Genomic DNA, 18,417 nt, shown 5'->3' on the forward strand with positions numbered 1-18,417 from the left:
CCGCGCCGCCACCCGCGTGGGCCCCGCCGCCGGCCGACTGGACGCCCCCGCCGGACCCGGAGACCCGCTGGGTCCCGCAGCCGGAGGCGTGGGAAGAACCGCCGTGGAACGAGCGCGCCCGGGTGGCGAGCCCGGTGCCGGTGGTGAACTCGCGGGTCCGCCCGTACACCCGCACGGGCGGGCGCACGCGGTCCGACCACAACCTGGCCCTGGAGGCGCTGGTCTCGACGTCCGATGACGGGCGCCGCTACCGCGGGGTCCGTTCGGTCGAGCACCGCCGGATCTGCGACCTGTGCCTGGACACCCGGTCCGTGGCGGAGATCGCCGCGCACCTGCGGCTGCCGCTGGGCGTGGTGAAGGTGCTGGTCGGCGACATGGCCGACATCGGCCTGGTGCTGATCCACCAGACCGAGCTGATCCTCGGCGACCGGTCGTCCCGCGAGTTCATGGAACGCGTCCTGGCCGGCCTGCGCGCGCTCTGACCGGCGAGGTCGAGGGCCAGGGTGTTGCCCGGGCCCGGGACGAAGGCGTTGATCAGCGGAGTCGCCGAGCCGCAGTTCTCGAAGGCCCCGATCGCGTAGGTCGACTCGAGGCGGCCGCCGCGGCCGGTGGCGAAGTCGTCCGACGCGAGGGCGGTGGTCACCGGCTCTTTCGTGCCGCACTTCGCGCCGACGTCGTACGGCATGCCGTTGACGTGGACGTCGGAGAGCGTGACAGGCCAGGTCGCCGAGCCGGAGAACCCGCCGAACATCGAGCCTTCGGCGTGGCCGGGGCCGAAGGTGACGGTCCCGTCGATCCGGCCGACGCCCGGCACCGACCGGGTGACGGGCACCGGCGGCAGCGTGAACGTGCCGGTGAAGCTGTACGGCCCGATCAGGGTGTACACCTCGAACTGCCCGGGCCCGAGGTTCAGGTAGACGTCCGCCTTCGCGATGTGCGTGCTCCCGCCGACGGAGTACTTCGAGTAGACCGGCGGCCCGGCGGCGTCGGCCGTGGCCGCTGTTGCGGCTCCGGCCACGACGGTCGCGGCGGCCACCGCGGTCACGCGCGTTCCCCACTTCATGGATCAGGCTTACCACCCGCCCGGGCCCTCCGGCGGCGATTCACCGAATCCGGCGTCAGTCCTCGACGAGGGCGGCGGAGGTGATGCGGTGCAGCGAGTACCGCTCGTTGTTGTCCCCTTCGAGGACGCCGCCGCCGACGCGAACCGGCCGGACGACGCGCTGGCTCGCGGTCCCTTTCGAGTCCACGAACCCGATCCAGACCTCACGGCGTTCGAGCGTGGCCCGGGACAGCAGCTCCAGCGTCGCCGACGTGTCCGCGCCGCCGCCGACCGGCGCGCGGACCGCCGAGCCCCGGCGGCGGGCCGTCGCCGCGTCACCCGCACGGAGGTTGGAGACGATCCGGGCCGCCTGGTCCTCGGTCAGGACCGCCTGCTCGCCCGGGCTGCGGCGGGCCGCCCGGGCCTTCGCCGGCAGGCGGCGGCCGCCCGGCCGGATGTCGACCACGCGGCCGTCCGGGCCCTCCGCCGCCGGGGCGAAGCCGGCGCCGCGCAGGGCCGCCAGGACCTCGTGCAGCGGGTCCGGGCTGATCACGACCGTCGGCGCGATCAGCCGCAGCGCGTGCTCCGCGGCGATCGGATGGGCCAGCAGCTCGGCCAGCAGCGCCTCGTCGTCGCAGCGCAGGAAGGACGCCGCCGTGCCGCCGCGCAGCCGGCCGTGGCGGCGGGCGACGTCGTCGACCAGGTAACTCAGGCCCTGCGGTACCGGCGTCGCCGACTTGGCCTTGAACAGCGCGTGCAGCTCGTCGGCGGTGCGCCCGGTGTCCAGCGCCCGCCGCACCGAGCCCTCGGTGATCCGGTAGACCGTCGCGTGCCCCGCCGACTCGACGTCGGCCACGGCCGACATCTCCGTGGCCAGCTCCGGCTCCAGCGGTCCCGGCGCGACGACCGTCAGGTCGGCCTGCAGCAGCACGTGGTCCACCGGCGCGGGCAGCGCGTCCAGGATCGCCTCGACCGCGGCCGGCCGGTCGTCGGCGAGCAGCGCGCGCGTCGCCGTCGTGACGCCGCCGAGCCCGACCAGGCCCAGCGCCGACGCCTCGGCCATCGTCCAGCGGACGGTCTCGTCCCGCAGCCGCCCGCCCCGGCGCGGGGCGCGCCAGGCCAGCACCGCGACGAGCTCGTCGACGCTCTTCACCCCGGCGCCCGCGGGGAGGTCGGCCAGCGCCGAGAGAACCCGCCGCCGGGTGACCGGCGCCAGCGGGCGGCGCAGCTCCTCCGACAGCGGCGCGATCGGCTTGTCCTTGGCGTCGCGGCCGCCGGCCAGCCCCGGCAGCCGCGGCAGTTCCAGCCACGCCTGGGCGAGCGTCATCCACCGCTGCGCGGTCGGCGACGCGAGCCACGAGTCGGTCAGCGTCGTCGGCACCCACTCGGGCACGGTCGCCTCGCTGTCCGCGACGAGCCCGGCGCCCACGGCCAGCTCGGCCAGCAGCACCGCCTGGGTCTCGTCGATCTCCAGGTCCTTGGCGAGCTTCTTCAGCTCGCGCACGCCGAGACCGCCCGACTTGAGCACCGGCGGCGGCGCGGCCGACCACGAGCGCAGCAGGGCTTCGGTGTGGCGCAGGAACTCCATCGCCTCGCCGGCCGCCGCCTGGTCCAAAGTGGACGTCTGGTGCGGGTGGCGCGGCAGCTCCGGCTCGGTGAGCGCGCCCGGCGCGAACACCCCGCCGCGCAGCGCGACGCCGAGCTCGCGCGGCAGTTCGACGGTCTGGTCGTCGCGCCGCAGCAGCAGGCCGCGGGCGAGCAGCTTCTGCACCGGCGTCTCGGCCTTTTCGAGCGAAAACTCCCGCCCGGCGTCGCGCGTGCGCCCGATGGGCGGCCCGGCGGCGAGGGCGTTCAGCACCGCGCGCTCGTCTTCGGACAGCTCGGCGAGCCGGGCTTCGAGGTCTTCGCCGGCCAGCGCCGCCGAGGACGCGCCCAGCCCGGCCGGGAACGGCCCGAGGGCTTCGCGGGCGGCGGGCGGCACGCGCACGGCGTCGTCCGGGCCCCAGGCCAGCGCCCGCGCGCGCAGCCGGGCCAGCGGCTCGGCGATGTCGGCCCCGACGAGCTTCGCGACGTCTTCGACCGGCACGGGGTCGCGGTCGGCGCCGGCGAGCAGGCAGGCTTCGAGCACGGAGATGGTGACGGTGTCGAGGTCCTCGCAGGCGCGCGCGACCGAGCCCGGCGTGCCGGCCCGGGTGGCCAGCACCGTGCTGTCGGAGGGCGGCGGCGTGGACAGGTCGCGCCGCGTGCGGAGCAGCTCTGCGAGCGCGCCGTCGGGCTCCGCACGCAGCCAGTCCGCCAAGGAGGTCGCGGGCATAGAAGACCAGGGTACCGGGCGGTTGAGCCGGGCCGCGCGGGCTCAGGCAGACTGTCCGGGTACAACCGTGGACGGCTGTGGAGGACGTTGTGGCCAAGGGTGAGAAGAAGCACAAGGGCGTCGATCCGACCTGGCCCGGCGAGGCCGGCGAGCACCCCGTGACCGAGCTCGCGTCCGACCGCCAGGGCGCGCTGTCGCCGTTCGGCGACATCGCCTTCCCGCTCGACACGGTGCCCTATGTGCACCCGGAGACCGAGATCAACCGGTAGCGAGAGTTACTGGTCAGTACCGGTATCGGCCCCTCGTGAGGGCGGTCACGGGAGTAGGTTTCCCTCCGTCCCAGCCCGCTTTTCCCACACGGGGGTAGTGCCATGCCGGTTCCCGGTCCCGGATATTCGATCACCGTCCGGGTCGAGGCCCCGGCCTCGGTCACCGCGGCCGGGGACCTGACCGCCGCCGTCGGGCGCGTCGGCGGCGTGCTGACCGCGTTCGACGTCGTCGAGTCCCACTCCGACTCGATCGTGGTCGACATCAGCGCCAACGCGCTGTCGGAGAACCACGCGAACGACATCACCCAGACGCTCGATTCGCTGCCCGGCGTCCGGGTGCGCAAGGTGTCCGACCGGACGTTCCTGATCCACCTCGGCGGCAAGATCGAGGTCACGCCCAAGGTCGCGCTCCGCAACCGTGACGACCTCTCCCGCGCCTACACCCCGGGTGTCGCCCGCGTCTGCCAGGCGATCGCCGCCAACCCCGAGGACGCGCGCCGGCTGACCATCAAGCGCAACACCGTCGCGGTGCTGACGGACGGGTCCGCGGTCCTCGGCCTGGGCAACATCGGCCCGGCCGCGGCGCTGCCGGTGATGGAGGGCAAGGCGGCGCTGTTCAAGAAGTTCGCCGACGTCGACGCGTGGCCGGTCTGCCTGGACACCCAGGACACCGAAGAGATCATCATGATCGCCAAGGCGCTGGCCCCGGTGTACGCGGGCATCAACCTGGAGGACATCGCGGCTCCGCGCTGCTTCGAGATCGAGAAGCGCCTGCGCGAGCAGCTGGACATCCCGGTGTTCCACGACGACCAGCACGGCACGGCGATCGTGGTGGTCGCGGCGCTGCGCAACGCGCTGCGCGTGGTGGGCAAGAGCATCGAGGACTGCAAGATCGTGGTCAGCGGCGTCGGCGCGGCCGGCTCGGCGATCATCCGCCTCCTGCTGCAGAAGAACCCGGGCGACATCGTGGCGGCGGACATCGACGGCATCGTCCACCCGGCCCGCGGAAACCTCGACGACAACCTGGCGTGGATCGCGTCCCACACGAACAAGGACCAGGTCAGCGGCACCCTGCACGAGGCCCTGGCCGGCGCGGACGTGTTCATCGGCGTGTCGGCGCCCAACCTGTTCGGCGCCGAGCAGGTGGCGACGATGAAGTCCGACGCCGTGGTCTTCGCACTGGCGAACCCGGACCCGGAGATCGACCCGATGGAGGCCCAGAAGCACGCCGCGGTGGTCGCGACGGGCCGCAGCGACTTCCCGAACCAGATCAACAACGTCCTGGCCTTCCCGGGCGTCTTCCGCGGCCTCTTGGACGCCCACGCGCACAACATCGACGACTCGATGCTCCTGGCGGCGGCGGACGCGATCGCCGACGTGGTGGACAACGGCAAGCTCAACGCGTCGTTCATCGTGCCCAGTGTGTTCGACAGCGCGGTGGCCCCGGCGGTCGCCGAGGCGGTCCGGAAGGCTGTGCTCGCCGAGCGCTGATCCCGAAGTAGCCTCGGGGCGTGAGTGAACTCAGCCACGTCGACGAGACCGGCGCCGCCCGGATGGTCGACGTCTCCGGCAAGACCGCGACCGCCCGCACCGCGCTCGCCGCCGGCACCGTGCGGACCACCGCCGAGGTGCTCCGGCTGCTGGCCGTCGACGGCCTCCCGAAGGGCGATGCACTGGCCACCGCCCGGATCGCCGGGATCATGGGCGCCAAGCGGGTGCCCGAGCTCATCCCGCTGTGCCACCAGATCGCGCTGTCCGGGGTCAAGGTCGAGTTCACCCTCGGCGAGACCGAGGTCGGCATCCGCGCGACGGCCAAGACGACCGACGTCACCGGCGTCGAGATGGAGGCGCTGACCGCGGTGGCGGTCGCCGGGCTGACCCTGCACGACATGATCAAGGCCGTCGACCCGGCGGCGACCCTGGACGAGGTCCGCCTGCTCCGCAAGGACGGCGGCAAGACCGGAACGTGGGAGCGGCCGTGAAGCGCACCGCACGCGTGATCGTGGCGTCCAACCGCGCCGCGAAGGGCGTCTACGAGGACAAGACGGGCCCGGTCATCACGGCCTGGCTGGCGGACCGCGGGTACGACGTCCCGGCCCCGGTCGTCGTCGAGGACGGCGACCCGGTGGGGGTGGCCCTGCGGTCGGCGCTGGCCGACGGCGTCGCGGTGGTGCTGACGACGGGCGGTACGGGTATCTCGCCGACGGACCGCACCCCGGACGTCACCCGCGCGGTCCTGGACCACGAGCTCCCGGGCGTGGCGGACGCGATCCGCGCGGCCGGCCTCCCGAAGGTGCCGACGGCGGTGCTCTCGCGCGGCGTGGCGGGCGTGGCGGGCCGGACCCTGGTGGTGAACCTCCCGGGCTCCACCGGCGGCGTCAGGGACGGCCTGGGCGTGCTGGAGGGCATCTTGGAGCACGCGGTGGACCAACTGGCGGGCGGCGACCACCCGCGCGCGGCCGCTCCGGCGCCGCTGGTGCGCGTGGCGCGAGCGCTGGTGACCGAGGAGCCGCTGTCGGTCGAGGAGCACGCCCGCCTGGTCGAGGACGACGCGGCGGGCGCGGTGGTGACGTTCTCGGGCGTGGTCCGCGACCACGACGGCGGCAAGGGCGTCCGGGACCTGACGTACGAAGGTCACCCGAGCGCGAGCCAGGTGATCGAGGACGTGGTGGCGGACCTGTCGGCCCGCTGGCCGGGCGTCCGCGCGGTGGCGGTGAGCCACCGGCTGGGGCCGCTGACGATCGGCGACGTGGCCCTGGCGTGCGCGGTGGCGGCGGAGCACCGCGGGCAGGCGTTCTCGGCGTGCTCGGAGCTGGTGGACGAGGTCAAGGCGCGCCTGCCGGTGTGGAAGCACCAGCACTTCACCGACGGCACGGACGAGTGGGTCAACTCGCCCTGACCCCCGGGACGGCGGCTGCAGCAATCGCCGTGGAACGTGTGAAGGGCTCCCACCGCCCGGGGGATCGGCGGTGGGAGCCCTGTCAGGTCACGGCTCGAGGCCGGACTCGCGCATCACTGCGTGATCGTCACTTGGTGGCGATCTTCTGCCCGACGAGGATCAGGTCCGCGTTCGGGATGTACTTCGCGTTCAGGTCCTGCAGCTTCTGGTAGCCGCCCTGGACGTTGAACTGCTTGGCGATCTTCGACAGGGTGTCGCCCGCCACGACGGTGTAGTTGCCCGCCGGGTTGGAGCTGCTCACGCCGGTCGCCGCGGGGGCCGCCGGAGCCGGCGCCGCCGCCTTCGCCGCCTTCTTCGGGGCGGTCGCGGTCGTGTCCTTCTTCGGGGTCACCTTCTTGGTGGTCTTGCCGGTGGCCTTCGGGGCCGACGAACCGCCGCCGCCCTTCTTGCCACAGACCGGCCACGCGCCGATGCCCTGACCCTGCAGGACGCGCTCGGCCACGGCGATCTGCTGCTCGCGGGACGCGTTCGCCGCGCTGCCGGTGCCGCCGTAGGCCTTCCAGGTGCTCTGCGAGAACTGCAGGCCGCCGTAGTAGCCGTTGCCGGTGTTGGTGTTCCAGTTGCCGCTGCTCTCACACTGCGCGATGGCGTCCCAGTTGGTCGCCGACGCGGGGGTCGCGGCGATCGCGAGGGGCGCGCCGACCGCGATGCCCGCGATGGCGACGCGAGCGACGGTGCGGGTGGCAGCGGACATCTTGCGGTGCTTGCCTCGGTAAGACATTTGAATGCATCTCGGTTTCCCAGCGCCTACGACCCAGTGGTGAGGGTCAGGATCGGGGTCCTGGCGCCGGCCGTCTCAGACCGGCAGACGAGTCCGACGCACGGCGCGTCATCGTCGTCCCCTCGTCCCTGTCCGGAAATGCTTTCGCTCGGGGTATGGGTCCGGGGATCCGTCGGACAGGGCTAGGCGCTACGGATTCCCGGTGTTGCGCGGTCGGTCGGGGCCAACCGAAAAGCGACGGTACGTAACGATGGCCGTGATCGGAAATTATTCGGGGCGTGACCTACGTCACAGTAACGACACGCAACCCTGGCCGATACAGGTGTTTGTGCAGGTCAGGCGGCCGTTATCTGCCCGTTTCCTGGTCGAGATAAAACACGGATCGTGAGGCTTGCATCACGTGTTTCGCGTAGCGAATGGCCCATTCGCGACGCCCGGAACGCGATTGGAGCGCGCATCTTATGACCACCGGCAGGACGGCGCCAGACTTGACAATCCTGCCCCAGTTGCCCCTTGAGTCACAGCAGTCCCACCTGTTAGGGGGGTTTGCGGCCACGCCCGGAGCGACCCCGGCGGCCGACCTCGCTCGCCGGGGCCGAAACGGGGCGCGGACCAGGTGAAACAGGTCACCGGACGGGTGGTGCCCGGCGGGGATCAGCTTCTCGCGAACACCCGGAACTGGTGACGCGCCACGCCGAGGACCGGAAAAGCCGGTCGGCGAGCGGTCGGCGGCGGCGCCCGAGCGGTCGCCGGGATACAGACACACCGAAGTCAGGGCCCTCCGCCGGACGGCCCACCTGCTTGCAAGCTTCGGCGCAAAACGCGCGGCGCCACCCCCAGCCGGGTCGCCTCGCGCACCCGGAGGGTCGGCTGGCGTACCCAGACTGTCGGCTCACGCACCCAGATGGTCGGCTGGCGTGGCCCGGATGGCCGGTTTACGTGATCAGGAGGCCGCCACTCTGCGGTGGGCTACCCGCGCCGAGCCGACCTCCCAGGCGCGTGAGCTAGCCGGCAGGGGCGAGAGGAGCCGGCGGGGAGGTGGGCAGAGAGAAGCGGTGAGGCGGGTGGGTCAGCCGCCGGCGAAAGGGGGGAGGACGTCCAGCTCCGCGCCGTCCGTCAGTGGGCGGCTCAGATCCCGCACCGCCACCCCGTCCAGCAGGTAGCTCACCGCGTCCAGGATGCGCGGCAGCCCCTCCGGGTGGCGGCGGCGCAGCTCGGCCACCGCGTCGGCGACCGTTGCGCCGTCCGGTAGCTGCACCTTCTCCTCTTCCGTCCCAGCGGCCGCGCGGGCCGCCGCGAAGTACCGCACCACGATCGTCACGGGACCCATCTCAACCGCCGATCGCGCTCATCGGCCGGATCGGCTGGGCGAATCCGGCGTCGTTGATCTCGTGGCCGGCGAGCTTGCCCCACATCGTCGCCCGCCAGGCGTCCGCTACCTCCTCATCGCGCGCGCCCGCGCGCACGAGGGATCGCAGATCCGTCTCGTCGTTGCTGAACAGGCAGGAGCGGACCGCGCCGTCCGCGGTCAGGCGCGTGCGCTCGCAGGCCGCGCAGAACGGCCGGGTCACCGACGCGATCACGCCGACGTCGCCGGGGCCGCCGTCGACCAGCCAGCGCTCGGCGGGCGCGCCGCCCCGGGCCGACGGGAACGGCGTCAGCTCGAACGACGTCTGCAGCATCGAGAGGATCTCCGCCGCGGTGATCATCTCGCCGCGGTTCCAGCCGTGCTGGGCGTCCAGCGGCATCTGCTCGATGAACCGCAGGTGGTAGCCCTCGGCGAGGCAGAACTTCAGCAGCGGCACGGCCTCGGTCTCGTTGAGCCCGCGGATCAGCACCGCGTTGACCTTCACCGGCGCCATCCCGGCGTCCCGCGCCGCGGCGAGACCCGCGATCACGTGCGAGAGCCGGTCGCGGCGGGTGATCGTCTTGAACGTCTCGGGGTCGACGGTGTCGAGCGAGACGTTGATCCGGTTCAGCCCCGCCGCCGCGAGCCCGGCGGCGCGCTTGGCCAGCCCGATCCCGTTGGTGGTCATGGACAACCGCGGCCGCGGCGAGAGCGCCGTGATCCGCGCGACGAGGTCCTCGAGGCCCGGCCGCAGCAGCGGTTCCCCGCCGGTGAGCCGGATGTCGGTGACGCCGAGCTGCTCGACGGCGATCCGCATCAGCCGGACCAGCTCGTCGTCGGTCAGCACCTGCTCGCCGGGCATCCAGTCGAGGCCCTCGGCGGGCATGCAGTAGGTGCAGCGCAGGTTGCACCGATCCGTCAGGGAAACCCGGAGATCGGTGGCCACCCGGCCGAAGGTGTCGATGAGGTGCGGGTTCGCGGGCCTGGGCGCGCGAGATGACCCTCGTGTGCCGGGGACGCGAGGAAACCCGAGATCCACTGCCGTCATTACGCACAGGGTAGCTCCGGAACGGGCGAACCGGCTTCTTCTCTAGGATACTTTGCGCAGTGAGTGGTTCAGCAGCCGAACTAACGAGGGCTTGTGACGGAAAAGACTTACCCGGTCACGGAAGAGGAGCTCTTCCGGTTCGCGGAACTGGGCCGCGCGGGCAGCACGTTCACCGTCCTGCGGCACGCCCGGATCGCCGAGCGGATGGGCCTGTCCGGCACCGACCACAAGACGTTCGACCTGGTCATCCAGGCCGGCGGCCCGCTCACCGCCGGCCGGATCGCCGAGCTGACCGGCCTCTCGACCGGCGCGGTCACCGGCGTCGTCGACCGGCTGGAGAAGGTCGGGCTGGTCCGCCGGGTGCGGGACACCCACGACCGCCGCAAGGTGCTCGTCGAGGTGGTGCCGGGGGCGGCCGAGCGCTTCGCGCCGCTCTTCGAGTCGGCCTTCGGGACCCTTCGCGACCTGCTCGCGCAGTTCTCCCCGGCCGAGCGAAAAGTGATCGAGCGTTATCAGAATGTCATGCTCGAGGAGCTGCGCGCCGAAGTCATGGGCAATTCGGGCCCCGCGTAGCTTTTCCTCAACTGCGGAGATAATCTCGGTGGCATGCCGCAATTTCGGTTGTCCGAGGCCGCGCGCCTGCTCGGGGTCAGCGACGACACCGTCCGGAGGTGGGTACGGGCGGGACAGCTGACCGCGACCGACGACGCCGCCGGCCGCAAGGTCGTCGACGGCGCCCAGCTGGCCGGGTTCGCCCGTGCGCAGGCCGCCGCGCCCGACGACCCCTCGGCGGTCGGCCGGTCGGCCCGCAACCGGTTCGTGGGGCTGGTCACCGAGGTCATCACCGACAAGGTGATGGCCCAGGTGGAACTGCAGTGCGGGGCGCACCGCGTGGTGTCCCTGATGAGTACCGAAGCCGTCCGCGAGCTGGGCCTGCGCCCGGGGGTGCTCGCGGTTGCGGTGGTCAAAGCGACCACTGTCGTGGTGGAAACACCGGAAGGAAGTAGATGAACCAGCAGGCTTTTCGGGGGTCCGGGTGGCGGAGCCCCCGGCCCGGGGCGAAGCCCCGGTTGTCACAGCAGGCTTTTCGGGGGTCCGGGTGGCGGAGCCCCCGGCCCGGGGCGAGGCCCCGGTTTTCACAGCTCGCTCTCGTCGTCGCGGCTGTCGCCCTGTTCGCGGGTGCGTGCAGCAGCTCGGACGAGCCCAGCACGCAGCCCGGCGCGTCGGTCACCGCGCCCGCGCCCAAGGGGGCCGCGAACGCCGGTGGCGGCACGCTGACCGTGTTCGCCGCCGCGTCGCTCACCGAGTCGTTCACCGCGCTCGGCAAGGAGTTCGAGGCCAAGCACCCCGGCACCTCCGTGAAGTTCAGCTTCGCGGGCTCGTCCACGCTGGTGCAGCAGCTGACCAACGGCGCGAAGGCCGACGTCTTCGCCTCCGCCGACCAGGCCAACCTGGACAAGGCCGTCCAGGGCGGCGTGATCGACGGGCAGCCGACGGTCTTCGCGACCAACAAGCTGGCCATCGCGGTCGCGCCGGGCAACCCCAAGGGGATCAAGTCCTTCGCCGACCTGAACAAGGCGGGCCTGACCGTGCTCACCTGCGCCCCGCAGGTGCCGTGCGGCGCCGCGGCGAAGAAGGTCGAGACGGCCACCGGCGTCACGCTCAAGCCGAAGAGCGAGGAGCAGGACGTCAAGCAGGTGCTGAACAAGGTCGCGTCCGGTGACGCCGACGCGGGCCTGGTCTACGTCACCGACGTCACCTCGTCCGCGGGCAAGGTCGACAAGGTCGACTTCCCGGAGGCCGCGCAGGCGGTCAACAGCTACCCGATCGCCGCGGTCAAGGGCGGGCAGGCCGACCTGGCCAAGCAGTTCAGCGATTTCGTCCTCGGCACCGAGGGCAAGAACGAGCTGGCGAAGGTCGGGTTCGGCCCTGCGCAGTAACCGGTTCCCCAGCGGCCGGCCGGGATCCGTCCCGGCCGGTCGTTCGCGGGTTCCGTGGGTACTGGGCATCCCGGCCACCTTCGCGCTGGCCCTCGTCGTCCTCCCGGTCGTCGGGCTGCTGGTGCGCTCGGACCTGACGCGGCTGCCGTCGCTGATCGCCACGCCGTCGTCGTGGCACGCGCTGCGGCTGTCGCTCGTCACGGCCGCGTTGTCGACGCTGGCCTGCGTGCTGCTCGGCGTCCCGCTGGCCGTCGTCCTCGCGCGGGCCCGGTTCCGCGGGGTCCGGCTGCTGCGGTCGATCGTGCTGCTGCCGCTGGTGCTGCCGCCGGTCGTCGGCGGTCTCGCGCTGCTCTACCTGCTCGGCCGCAAGGGCTTCCTCGGCGTCCTGATCACCGCGCTGACCGGGGAGTCCGTCCCGTTCACCACGACCGCCGTGGTCATCGCGCAGACGTTCGTCGCGATGCCGTTCCTCGTGGTCAGCCTCGAAGGCGCGCTGCGCGGCTCCGGTGATCGCTACGAGCAGGTCGCCGCGACGCTCGGCGCGCGCCCGTGGACCGTCTTCCGCCGGGTCACGCTCCCGCTGCTGTTGCCCGCGCTCGGTTCCGGCGTCGTCCTGAGCTTCGCTCGTGCGCTCGGCGAGTTCGGCGCGACGATCACCTTCGCCGGCAGCCTCGAAGACGTCACCCGCACCCTGCCGCTCGAGGTCTACACGCAGGCCGAAGCGGACATCGACAGCGCCGTCGCGCTGTCCCTGCTGCTCATCGTCGTGGCGATGCTGGTCATCGCCGTCGCGCGGCCGCGCTCGTGGGAAGGCGGCCTCCGGTGAGCCTGGCCGCCCGGATCGAGGCCGTGCGCGGCTCGTTCTCGCTGGACGTCGACCTCGACGTGCCGGCCGGGACGGTGCTGGCACTGCTCGGCCCCAACGGCTCGGGCAAGTCGACCGTCCTGGGCTGCCTCGCCGGCCTCATCACGCCGGCGTCGGCGGAGATCACCGTGGCCGGGCGCGCGCTGGCCGGCGTGGCCCCGCACCGCCGCGGGATCGGGCTGCTCTCCCAGGACGCGCTGCTCTTCCCGCACCTTTCGGCGGCGGACAACGTCGCCTTCTCGCCGCGCTCGACCGGCGCCGGCCGCCGCGCCGCCCGCGAGCGCGCCTTCTACTGGCTGGCCGAAGTGGACGCCGTCGCGCTGGCCGACCGGCGGCCGGGGCAGCTGTCCGGCGGGCAGGCCCAGCGCGTGGCGATCGCCCGGGCGCTGGCCGCCGATCCGGACCTGCTGCTGCTCGACGAGCCGTTCGCCGCGCTCGACGTCGACGCCGCCCCGGCGATCCGCGGCCTGCTGCGGCGGGTGCTGAAGGCCGGGCCGACGACCGTGCTCGTCACGCACGACCCGCTGGACGCGCTCGCGCTCGCCGACCACGTCGCCGTCATGAACGAGGGCCGGATCGTCGAACGCGGCCCGACCCGTGACGTGCTTTCGGCGCCGCGGACGGCGTTCACCGCGCGGATCGCCGGCCTCAACCTGGTCGCCGGCACCGCGGTCCCCGAGGGGCTGCGGACGGTGTCCGGCGAGGTGGTCAGCGGCCTCCCGGCGGCCGACGTGGTCCCGGGCGAGCCCGCGGTGGCGGTGTTCCCGCCGAACGCCGTCGCCGTCTACGCCCGCGACGGCGAGCACCGCGGCAGCCCGCGCAACACCACCGGCGCCGTGGTCGCGGCCCTGGAGCCGCACGGGCCGGTGATCCGGGTCCGGGCCGAGGGCGACGGCTGGGCCCGCGGCCTGACCGCCGACCTCACCCCGGCCGCCGTGGCCGAGCTCGCGCTGGAGCCCGGCACGGCGGTGACGCTTTCGGTGAAGGCCGCGACCGTGGCGATCCACCCGGCCGCGGCTCCCTGACGCGCCAGAACACCCCCAATGTGGCGTTGGGTGCGTTGGATGCACCGAACGCCGCGTTGGGTGCGTCGGATGCACCGAACGCCGCATTGGGTGCGTGGGACGCACCGAACGCCACATTGGGGCGCTTGGGTCAGGCGTCGTGGTGGTGGCCGCCGCCCGGGTGGACGTGGAACTTCGCCACCTCGGGCGGGTGCACGACGAACGGCCGCATCATGCCCTCGTCCTCGTGGTCGAGGATGTGGCAGTGGAACATGAACTCGCCCGTGCCACCGCCGAACCGGCCGGCGACGCTCACCCACTGGCCGGGGTTCACGATGATCGTGTCCTTCCAGCCCTCCTCGTACTTCTCCAGCGGGATGTCGGTGAAGCCGGCGATCGGCGCCGTCGTCCGCTCGGTGGGCCGGTCGAACGTCGTGGTGAAGCTGCGCCGGAACAGCGCCTGGAACTCCGTCAGGTGGATGTGGATCGGGTGCGCCGGCGGCCCGGCGGCCACGTGCACCAGGTTCCACACCGCCCACCGGTCGTGGTCGATGAAGATCCCGGTGGTGTCGTCGAAGAGCCGCCCGTTCATCCGGAACGTCTTCAGCCCGCCGTTCGGGTCCTGGAGCTGGATGATCCCCGCGCCGCCCGGGTCCGCGTCGACCTCCTGGAGGTCCCACATCTCCGGGTGGCCCTCGGCGTTGAGCAGCAGCGCGACCCAGACGTGGTCGTGGTCCTCCGGCAGTGTCGTGCCGTGCTGCAGCCGGACGTACGACGTCGAGAGCTTCGCCGGCAGCGTGAACGGGTCGTGCTTCGCGCGGCCGTCCACCCGGAACTCCATGAGGTCCGGTTCGATGGTCCCCAGCTGCGGGTCGGCGTTGCGCAGCTTCAGCTTCCGGCCCTTGAAGCGGCTGAAGTCGATCAGGACGTCGAACCGCTCGGCCGGGGCGACGCTCAGGCCGCCCTTCGGCAGCTCGGCGGGCGCGGGCAGCAGGCCGCCGTCGGTGCCGATCAGCCGGACGGCGTCGTTGACCGGCACGTTGTTCTCGTCGACCAGGTTGAGCGTGTAGAACCGCGAGTTCGCCGCGTTGAGCAGGCGGAAGCGGTACCACCGGGCGTCGACGTCCAGGTGCGGCCAGATGACGCCGTTGACCAGGTTGAACGGCCCGGAGAACGGGATCATCGGGCCGTTCGGCACGAACGGGACCTTGAACAGCAGCTGCCCGGTGAGCGCGCCGGTCGCCGGGTCGGTGTCGAGGTTCCGGTCGGTGATGATCAGCGGGATCTCGTGGTCGCCGTGCGGCAGGCCGAGCGCGTCCTCCTCGTCGTCGCGGAGGAGGTACATGCCGGCGAGGCCGGCGTGGACGTTGAACCGCGTGATCGCCATGGCGTGGTCGTGGTACCACAGCGGCATCGCCTGCTGGTGGTTCTGGTACTCGGCCAGCTGCGACGTCCCCTTCAGACCCGCGTTGTGCGCCCAGCCGTCGTTGCCGGCGTTGGTGCGGGCGCCGTGCAGGTGCACGACGGTCCACGCCGGCAGGTCGGCGACCCCCTCGATGATCGAGTAGTCCTTCTTGTCCAGTTCCCGGCCCGGCCGGCTGGTCGGCGCGGTGGCGACCGGGCCCTGAACCGCGACCAACGGGAACTCGCCCTCGATTTCGTTCGACCACGAAATCCGCAGCTGCCTGCCGCTGCGCACTTCGATCGTCGGACCCGGGAAATGCCCGGCGTACGTCCACAGCGTACTTTCGGGCAATTCGGAGTGCAGCCGCTGCTGCCGGGTCACCATCGGAATGGTGATCGTTTCCCGGCCGCGGGGCCGGTACACCGGTGGAATGCGCAGCGGGTCGAGGAACTTGGTGAGTCCCCAGTTCGGTGCGGTGATCGGCCCGGCTGTCGCCGGGCGCTCGATGATTTCGGTCATTTGTTTCCCCCTTCGGAACGGGGGCAGGACGAATAGCGCGACGGCACGTGTGCCGCCGACGTCGAAAAGTATTCCCCCGAACCCCCTCGGTGACCGGGCGCGCGACTCCCCTCGCGTTACCGGCAATTTCCACTGTAGCCGTTTTCGGCGTGGCCCGCAGGTGTCTCGCGCGCGTGATAGGTTTCGCGCCATGAGCGAACGCCGGTGGACGTACCTCTCCGACATGGACGGCGTCCTGGTGAAGGAGGAGCACCTCGTCCCCGGGGCCGACGAGTTCCTCGCCGAGCTGAAGGCGAACGGCATCGACTTCCTGGTGCTGACGAACAACTCGATCTACACCCCGCGCGACCTGCGGGCGCGGCTGGAGCGCACCGGGCTCGACATCCCCGAGGAGTCGATCTGGACCTCGGCGCTGGCGACCGCGAAGTTCCTCTCGTCGCAGCGGCCGAACGGCTCGGCGTACGTCATCGGCGAAGCCGGCCTCACGACGGCGCTGCACGAGGTCGGTTACGTGCTGACCGAGCGCGACCCCGACTACGTCGTGCTGGGCGAGACCCGCACGTACAGCTTCAGCGCGATCACCCGCGCGATCCGGCTGATCGAGGGCGGCGCGAAGTTCATCGCGACGAACCCCGACGCGACCGGCCCCAGCATGGAGGGCTCGATGCCGGCCACCGGGTCCGTCGCGGCGCTGATCGAGAAGGCCACCGGGCGCTCGCCGTACTACGTCGGCAAGCCGAACCCGCTGATGATGCGCTCGGCGCTGCGCCGGCTCGGCGCGCACTCGGAGTCGACGCTGATGATCGGCGACCGGATGGACACCGACGTGCACTCCGGCATCGAGGCGGGGTTGCAGACCATCCTGGTGCTGACCGGCATATCCACCCCGGAGTCGGCCGAACGCTATCCGTACCGGCCCACACTGGTGATCGACTCGATCGCTGACCTGATCGGGCGGACCCTGGACCCGTTCGGCGAAGGCTGAGCGAGGGCCGGGTGCGAGCAGGGCTTATCGTCACCGGATGAGCAAGTCGACGTACGTGGTCGGCGACGTCCACGGCCACCGTGACGAACTCGCCGACGCGCTGAGATCCGAAGGCCTGGTCGACGAGCAGGACAACTGGTCCGGCGGCGAGGACCAGCTGTGGTTCCTCGGCGACTTCGTCGACCGCGGCCCGGACGGCGTCGGCGCGATCGACCTGGTCATGCGCCTCGAAGCGCAGGCGGCCGAGGCCGGCGGCCAGGTCCAGACGCTGCTGGGCAACCACGAGATCCTGGCGCTGGGGATGTACCACTTCGGCGACGAGCCGGTGCCGTCCGACTTCGGCCCGCGCAGCTTCGCCCGCAGCTGGGAGATCAACGGCGGCCTGCTGTCGGACCAGGACCGGCTGACCCCGGAGCACATCGAGTGGCTGACCGCGCGCCCGCTGGCCGCCGTCGCCGCGGACCACCTGCTGCTGCACTCGGACACGCTGGAGTACCTCGACTGGGGCTCGTCGATCGACGAGATCAACGAGGCGGCTCGCGAGATCCTCGAGGGCAGCGACATCGAGTCGTGGTGGGACGTCTGGCGCCGGATGACGACGCGGTACGCCTTCCGCGGCCCGGACGGCGAAGAGAACGCGCAGAAGCTGATGGACGAGCTCGGCGGGTCGCGGATCGTGCACGGGCACAGCGTCATCGCGGACCAGCTGGGGATCCACCCGACGCAGATCGAGGGCCCGTTCCTGTACGCGGGCGGCAAGGCCCTCGGCGTCGACGGCGGGCTGTTCGTCGGCGGGCCGTGCCTGGTGGTGCCGCTGCCGTACGAACCGGAGTCCTAGGCGATCTCGACGATCTCCTTGCCGAGCGGCACCAGCGACACGGGGATCATCTTGAAGTTCGCGACGCCGAGCGGGATGCCGACGATCGTCAGGCACAGGGCGATGCCGGTGAAGACGTGCCCGAGGGCCAGCCACCACCCGGCGAAGACGAACCAGACGACGTTGCCGAGGCAGGACGCGACGCCCGCGTCCCGCCGGTCGACGACGGTGCGCCCGAACGGCCAGAAGGCGTAGCGCGCGATCCGGAACGACGCCAGCCCGAACGGGATGGTGACGATCAGGATGCAGCAGATGACGCCGGCGATCAGGTAGCCGACGGCCATCCAGAAGCCGCACAGGACGAGCCAGATGATGTTCAGCAGCGTGCGCATCAGACGTGCAGCTCCCCGCTCAGCACGGTGACGGCCTGGCCGGCGATGTGCACCCGGTCGCCGTCCTGGCGGGTCCGCACGATCCCGCCACGGCTCGACGCCTGTTCCCCGGTCAGCTCGTTCTTCTGGAGCTGCTCGGACCAGTAGGGCGAGAGGATGCAGTGTGCGGAGCCGGTGACGGGATCTTCGTCGATGCCGACGCCGGGGGCGAAGAAGCGGCTGACGTAGTCGTTTTCTTTCGCGGTGACCAGCAGCCGCCCGGTCCAGGTGTGCTTGAGCTTCCCGAGGTCCGGCTCGAGGCCGCGGACGGTGTCGGCGTCTTTGACGACGGCGAAGAGGTTCTCGACGCCGCGGCCGGTGTACTCGATCTCGACACCGGGGAGGATTTCGGACAGGTCGTCGTCGGTGGGCTGCGGCGGGTCGGCGGGGAAGTCCAGCTCGACCCAGCCGTCTTCGGCGTTGGCCCGCAGTTCGCCGCTTTTGGTGGTGTAGGTCTGGTTCCCGCCGAGAACGTGCGTGACGGCGAGGGTGGCGTGCCCGCAGAGGGCGACCTCGACGGCGGGGGTGAACCACCGGAGCGACTTGGGGCCGGCGTCGGAGGTGACGACGAAGGCGGTCTCAGCGTGCTTCATCTCGGCGGCAACGGCCTGCATCCAGGCCGGATCGGCGGGTTCGTCCAGCAGGACGACCCCGGCGGAGTTCCCGGCGAAGGCGCGATCGGTGAAGGCGTCGACGATGAAGAAGCGCATGCCCCCAATGTAGCCGGGGATTTCGCGGCTTCCCTCGGGT

The 18,417-nt window shown here is 71.9% G+C and carries 20 protein-coding genes; 13 read left to right on the forward strand and 7 right to left on the reverse strand.

Going from position 1 to position 18,417, the window contains the following annotated elements; all coding sequences use genetic code 11:
* Together C2L59_RS42685 and C2L59_RS47645 are read left to right on the forward strand one after the other, a co-directional pair.
* Positions 1-482: DUF742 domain-containing protein (locus C2L59_RS42685; protein WP_146060511.1), on the forward strand; the 482-nt coding region annotated here is incomplete at its 5' end.
* 171 nt (positions 483-653) lie between these two features.
* The gene (locus tag C2L59_RS47645) at positions 654-917 is read left to right on the forward strand and encodes a hypothetical protein (RefSeq protein ID WP_233224005.1); all 264 of its coding nucleotides are present in this window, start codon (positions 654-656) and stop codon (positions 915-917) included.
* A gap of 201 nt (positions 918-1,118) precedes the next feature.
* Here C2L59_RS47645 and C2L59_RS42695 read toward each other — a convergent pair whose 3' ends face one another.
* Entirely contained in the window at positions 1,119-3,356 is a 2,238-nt protein-coding gene (locus C2L59_RS42695; protein WP_103355286.1) for a helicase-associated domain-containing protein, read from the reverse strand.
* Positions 3,357-3,445: 89 nt separating this feature from the next.
* Between C2L59_RS42695 and C2L59_RS42700 the strand changes: the two genes are divergently transcribed.
* The 4 genes from C2L59_RS42700 (at position 3,446) to C2L59_RS42715 (ending at position 6,524) form a co-directional block, all read left to right on the forward strand.
* Positions 3,446-3,625 (forward strand): hypothetical protein, encoded by a 180-nt coding sequence (locus tag C2L59_RS42700; protein WP_103355287.1) that lies wholly within the window; start codon positions 3,446-3,448, stop codon positions 3,623-3,625.
* Between the two features lie 102 nt (positions 3,626-3,727).
* Positions 3,728-5,116 (forward strand): NAD-dependent malic enzyme, encoded by a 1,389-nt coding sequence (locus C2L59_RS42705; protein ID WP_103355288.1) that lies wholly within the window; start codon positions 3,728-3,730, stop codon positions 5,114-5,116.
* Between the two features lie 20 nt (positions 5,117-5,136).
* A complete protein-coding gene (moaC, locus tag C2L59_RS42710; protein WP_103355289.1) occupies positions 5,137-5,607 on the forward strand; it encodes a cyclic pyranopterin monophosphate synthase MoaC in 471 nt (156 codons plus the stop codon).
* Positions 5,604-6,524 (forward strand): molybdenum cofactor biosynthesis protein MoaE, encoded by a 921-nt coding sequence (locus tag C2L59_RS42715; RefSeq protein WP_103355454.1) that lies wholly within the window; start codon positions 5,604-5,606, stop codon positions 6,522-6,524. Before moaC ends, C2L59_RS42715 begins: the two co-directional genes overlap by 4 nt.
* Before the next feature lie 127 nt (positions 6,525-6,651).
* Here the strand turns inward: C2L59_RS42715 and C2L59_RS50140 are convergent, their stop codons facing one another.
* From C2L59_RS50140 to moaA, 3 genes are all read right to left on the reverse strand, one after another.
* Positions 6,652-7,305, reverse strand: a complete 654-nt coding sequence (locus C2L59_RS50140; RefSeq protein WP_103355290.1) for a transglycosylase family protein — start codon at positions 7,303-7,305, stop codon at positions 6,652-6,654.
* Between the two features lie 1,069 nt (positions 7,306-8,374).
* Positions 8,375-8,635: a MoaD/ThiS family protein gene (locus C2L59_RS42725; protein WP_199199661.1), complete on the reverse strand. Its 261-nt coding sequence runs from the start codon at positions 8,633-8,635 to the stop codon at positions 8,375-8,377.
* Position 8,636: 1 nt separating this feature from the next.
* Positions 8,637-9,701 (reverse strand): GTP 3',8-cyclase MoaA, encoded by a 1,065-nt coding sequence (moaA, locus tag C2L59_RS42730; protein ID WP_103355291.1) that lies wholly within the window; start codon positions 9,699-9,701, stop codon positions 8,637-8,639.
* A 93-nt stretch (positions 9,702-9,794) separates the two neighbouring features.
* Here moaA and C2L59_RS42735 point away from each other — a divergent pair, with 93 nt between their 5' ends.
* The 5 genes from C2L59_RS42735 (at position 9,795) to C2L59_RS42760 (ending at position 13,531) form a co-directional block, all read left to right on the forward strand.
* On the forward strand, positions 9,795-10,274 hold the full coding sequence (locus tag C2L59_RS42735; RefSeq protein ID WP_103355292.1) for a MarR family winged helix-turn-helix transcriptional regulator: 480 nt from the start codon (positions 9,795-9,797) through the stop codon (positions 10,272-10,274).
* Between the two features lie 33 nt (positions 10,275-10,307).
* On the forward strand, positions 10,308-10,712 hold the full coding sequence (locus C2L59_RS42740) for a molybdopterin-binding protein (RefSeq protein WP_091318504.1): 405 nt from the start codon (positions 10,308-10,310) through the stop codon (positions 10,710-10,712).
* A 158-nt stretch (positions 10,713-10,870) separates the two neighbouring features.
* On the forward strand, positions 10,871-11,641 hold the full coding sequence (gene modA / locus C2L59_RS42750; protein WP_103355456.1) for a molybdate ABC transporter substrate-binding protein: 771 nt from the start codon (positions 10,871-10,873) through the stop codon (positions 11,639-11,641).
* A gap of 61 nt (positions 11,642-11,702) precedes the next feature.
* Positions 11,703-12,467 (forward strand): ABC transporter permease, encoded by a 765-nt coding sequence (locus tag C2L59_RS42755; protein WP_103355457.1) that lies wholly within the window; start codon positions 11,703-11,705, stop codon positions 12,465-12,467.
* Positions 12,464-13,531: a sulfate/molybdate ABC transporter ATP-binding protein gene (locus tag C2L59_RS42760; protein ID WP_103355293.1), complete on the forward strand. Its 1,068-nt coding sequence runs from the start codon at positions 12,464-12,466 to the stop codon at positions 13,529-13,531. Before C2L59_RS42755 ends, C2L59_RS42760 begins: the two co-directional genes overlap by 4 nt.
* 130 nt (positions 13,532-13,661) lie before the next feature.
* On the opposite strand, the gene C2L59_RS42770 is transcribed toward C2L59_RS42760, so the two are convergent.
* A complete protein-coding gene (locus tag C2L59_RS42770) occupies positions 13,662-15,434 on the reverse strand; it encodes a multicopper oxidase family protein (protein ID WP_103355295.1) in 1,773 nt (590 codons plus the stop codon).
* Between the two features lie 190 nt (positions 15,435-15,624).
* Between C2L59_RS42770 and C2L59_RS42775 the strand changes: the two genes are divergently transcribed.
* Positions 15,625-16,419, forward strand: coding sequence for an HAD-IIA family hydrolase (locus C2L59_RS42775; protein WP_103355296.1), 795 nt, complete (start codon positions 15,625-15,627; stop codon positions 16,417-16,419).
* Positions 16,420-16,456: 37 nt separating this feature from the next.
* Positions 16,457-17,257, forward strand: coding sequence for a metallophosphoesterase family protein (locus tag C2L59_RS42780; protein ID WP_103355297.1), 801 nt, complete (start codon positions 16,457-16,459; stop codon positions 17,255-17,257).
* On the opposite strand, the gene C2L59_RS42785 is transcribed toward C2L59_RS42780, so the two are convergent.
* Both C2L59_RS42785 and C2L59_RS42790 read right to left on the reverse strand, forming a co-directional pair.
* Complete coding sequence (locus C2L59_RS42785) at positions 17,254-17,628, reverse strand: YccF domain-containing protein (protein WP_103355298.1); 375 nt, start codon at positions 17,626-17,628, stop codon at positions 17,254-17,256. The two genes, C2L59_RS42780 and C2L59_RS42785, sit on opposite strands and share 4 nt — an antisense overlap.
* The gene (locus C2L59_RS42790) at positions 17,628-18,377 is read right to left on the reverse strand and encodes a PhzF family phenazine biosynthesis protein (protein ID WP_103355299.1); all 750 of its coding nucleotides are present in this window, start codon (positions 18,375-18,377) and stop codon (positions 17,628-17,630) included. Before C2L59_RS42790 ends, C2L59_RS42785 begins: the two co-directional genes overlap by 1 nt.
* Positions 18,378-18,417 lie beyond the last annotated feature (40 nt).

Source organism: Amycolatopsis sp. CA-128772, assembly GCF_002904295.1.
Taxonomy (GTDB): domain Bacteria; phylum Actinomycetota; class Actinomycetes; order Mycobacteriales; family Pseudonocardiaceae; genus Amycolatopsis.

Bases quoted from the DNA above. Each gene is read 5' to 3' on its own strand.
- C2L59_RS42695 (WP_103355286.1), bottom strand. From the start codon at position 3,356: ATGCCCGCGACCTCCTTGGCGGACTGGCTGCGTGCGGAGCCCGACGGC.
- C2L59_RS42705 (WP_103355288.1), top strand. From the start codon at position 3,728: ATGCCGGTTCCCGGTCCCGGATATTCGATCACCGTCCGGGTCGAGGCC.
- C2L59_RS50140 (WP_103355290.1), bottom strand. From the start codon at position 7,305: ATGTCTTACCGAGGCAAGCACCGCAAGATGTCCGCTGCCACCCGCACC.
- C2L59_RS42725 (WP_199199661.1), bottom strand. From the start codon at position 8,635: ATGGGTCCCGTGACGATCGTGGTGCGGTACTTCGCGGCGGCCCGCGCG.
- moaA (WP_103355291.1), bottom strand. From the start codon at position 9,701: ATGACGGCAGTGGATCTCGGGTTTCCTCGCGTCCCCGGCACACGAGGG.
- C2L59_RS42740 (WP_091318504.1), top strand. From the start codon at position 10,308: ATGCCGCAATTTCGGTTGTCCGAGGCCGCGCGCCTGCTCGGGGTCAGC.
- C2L59_RS42770 (WP_103355295.1), bottom strand. From the start codon at position 15,434: ATGACCGAAATCATCGAGCGCCCGGCGACAGCCGGGCCGATCACCGCA.
- C2L59_RS42775 (WP_103355296.1), top strand. From the start codon at position 15,625: ATGAGCGAACGCCGGTGGACGTACCTCTCCGACATGGACGGCGTCCTG.
- C2L59_RS42780 (WP_103355297.1), top strand. From the start codon at position 16,457: ATGAGCAAGTCGACGTACGTGGTCGGCGACGTCCACGGCCACCGTGAC.
- C2L59_RS42785 (WP_103355298.1), bottom strand. From the start codon at position 17,628: ATGCGCACGCTGCTGAACATCATCTGGCTCGTCCTGTGCGGCTTCTGG.
- C2L59_RS42790 (WP_103355299.1), bottom strand. From the start codon at position 18,377: ATGCGCTTCTTCATCGTCGACGCCTTCACCGATCGCGCCTTCGCCGGG.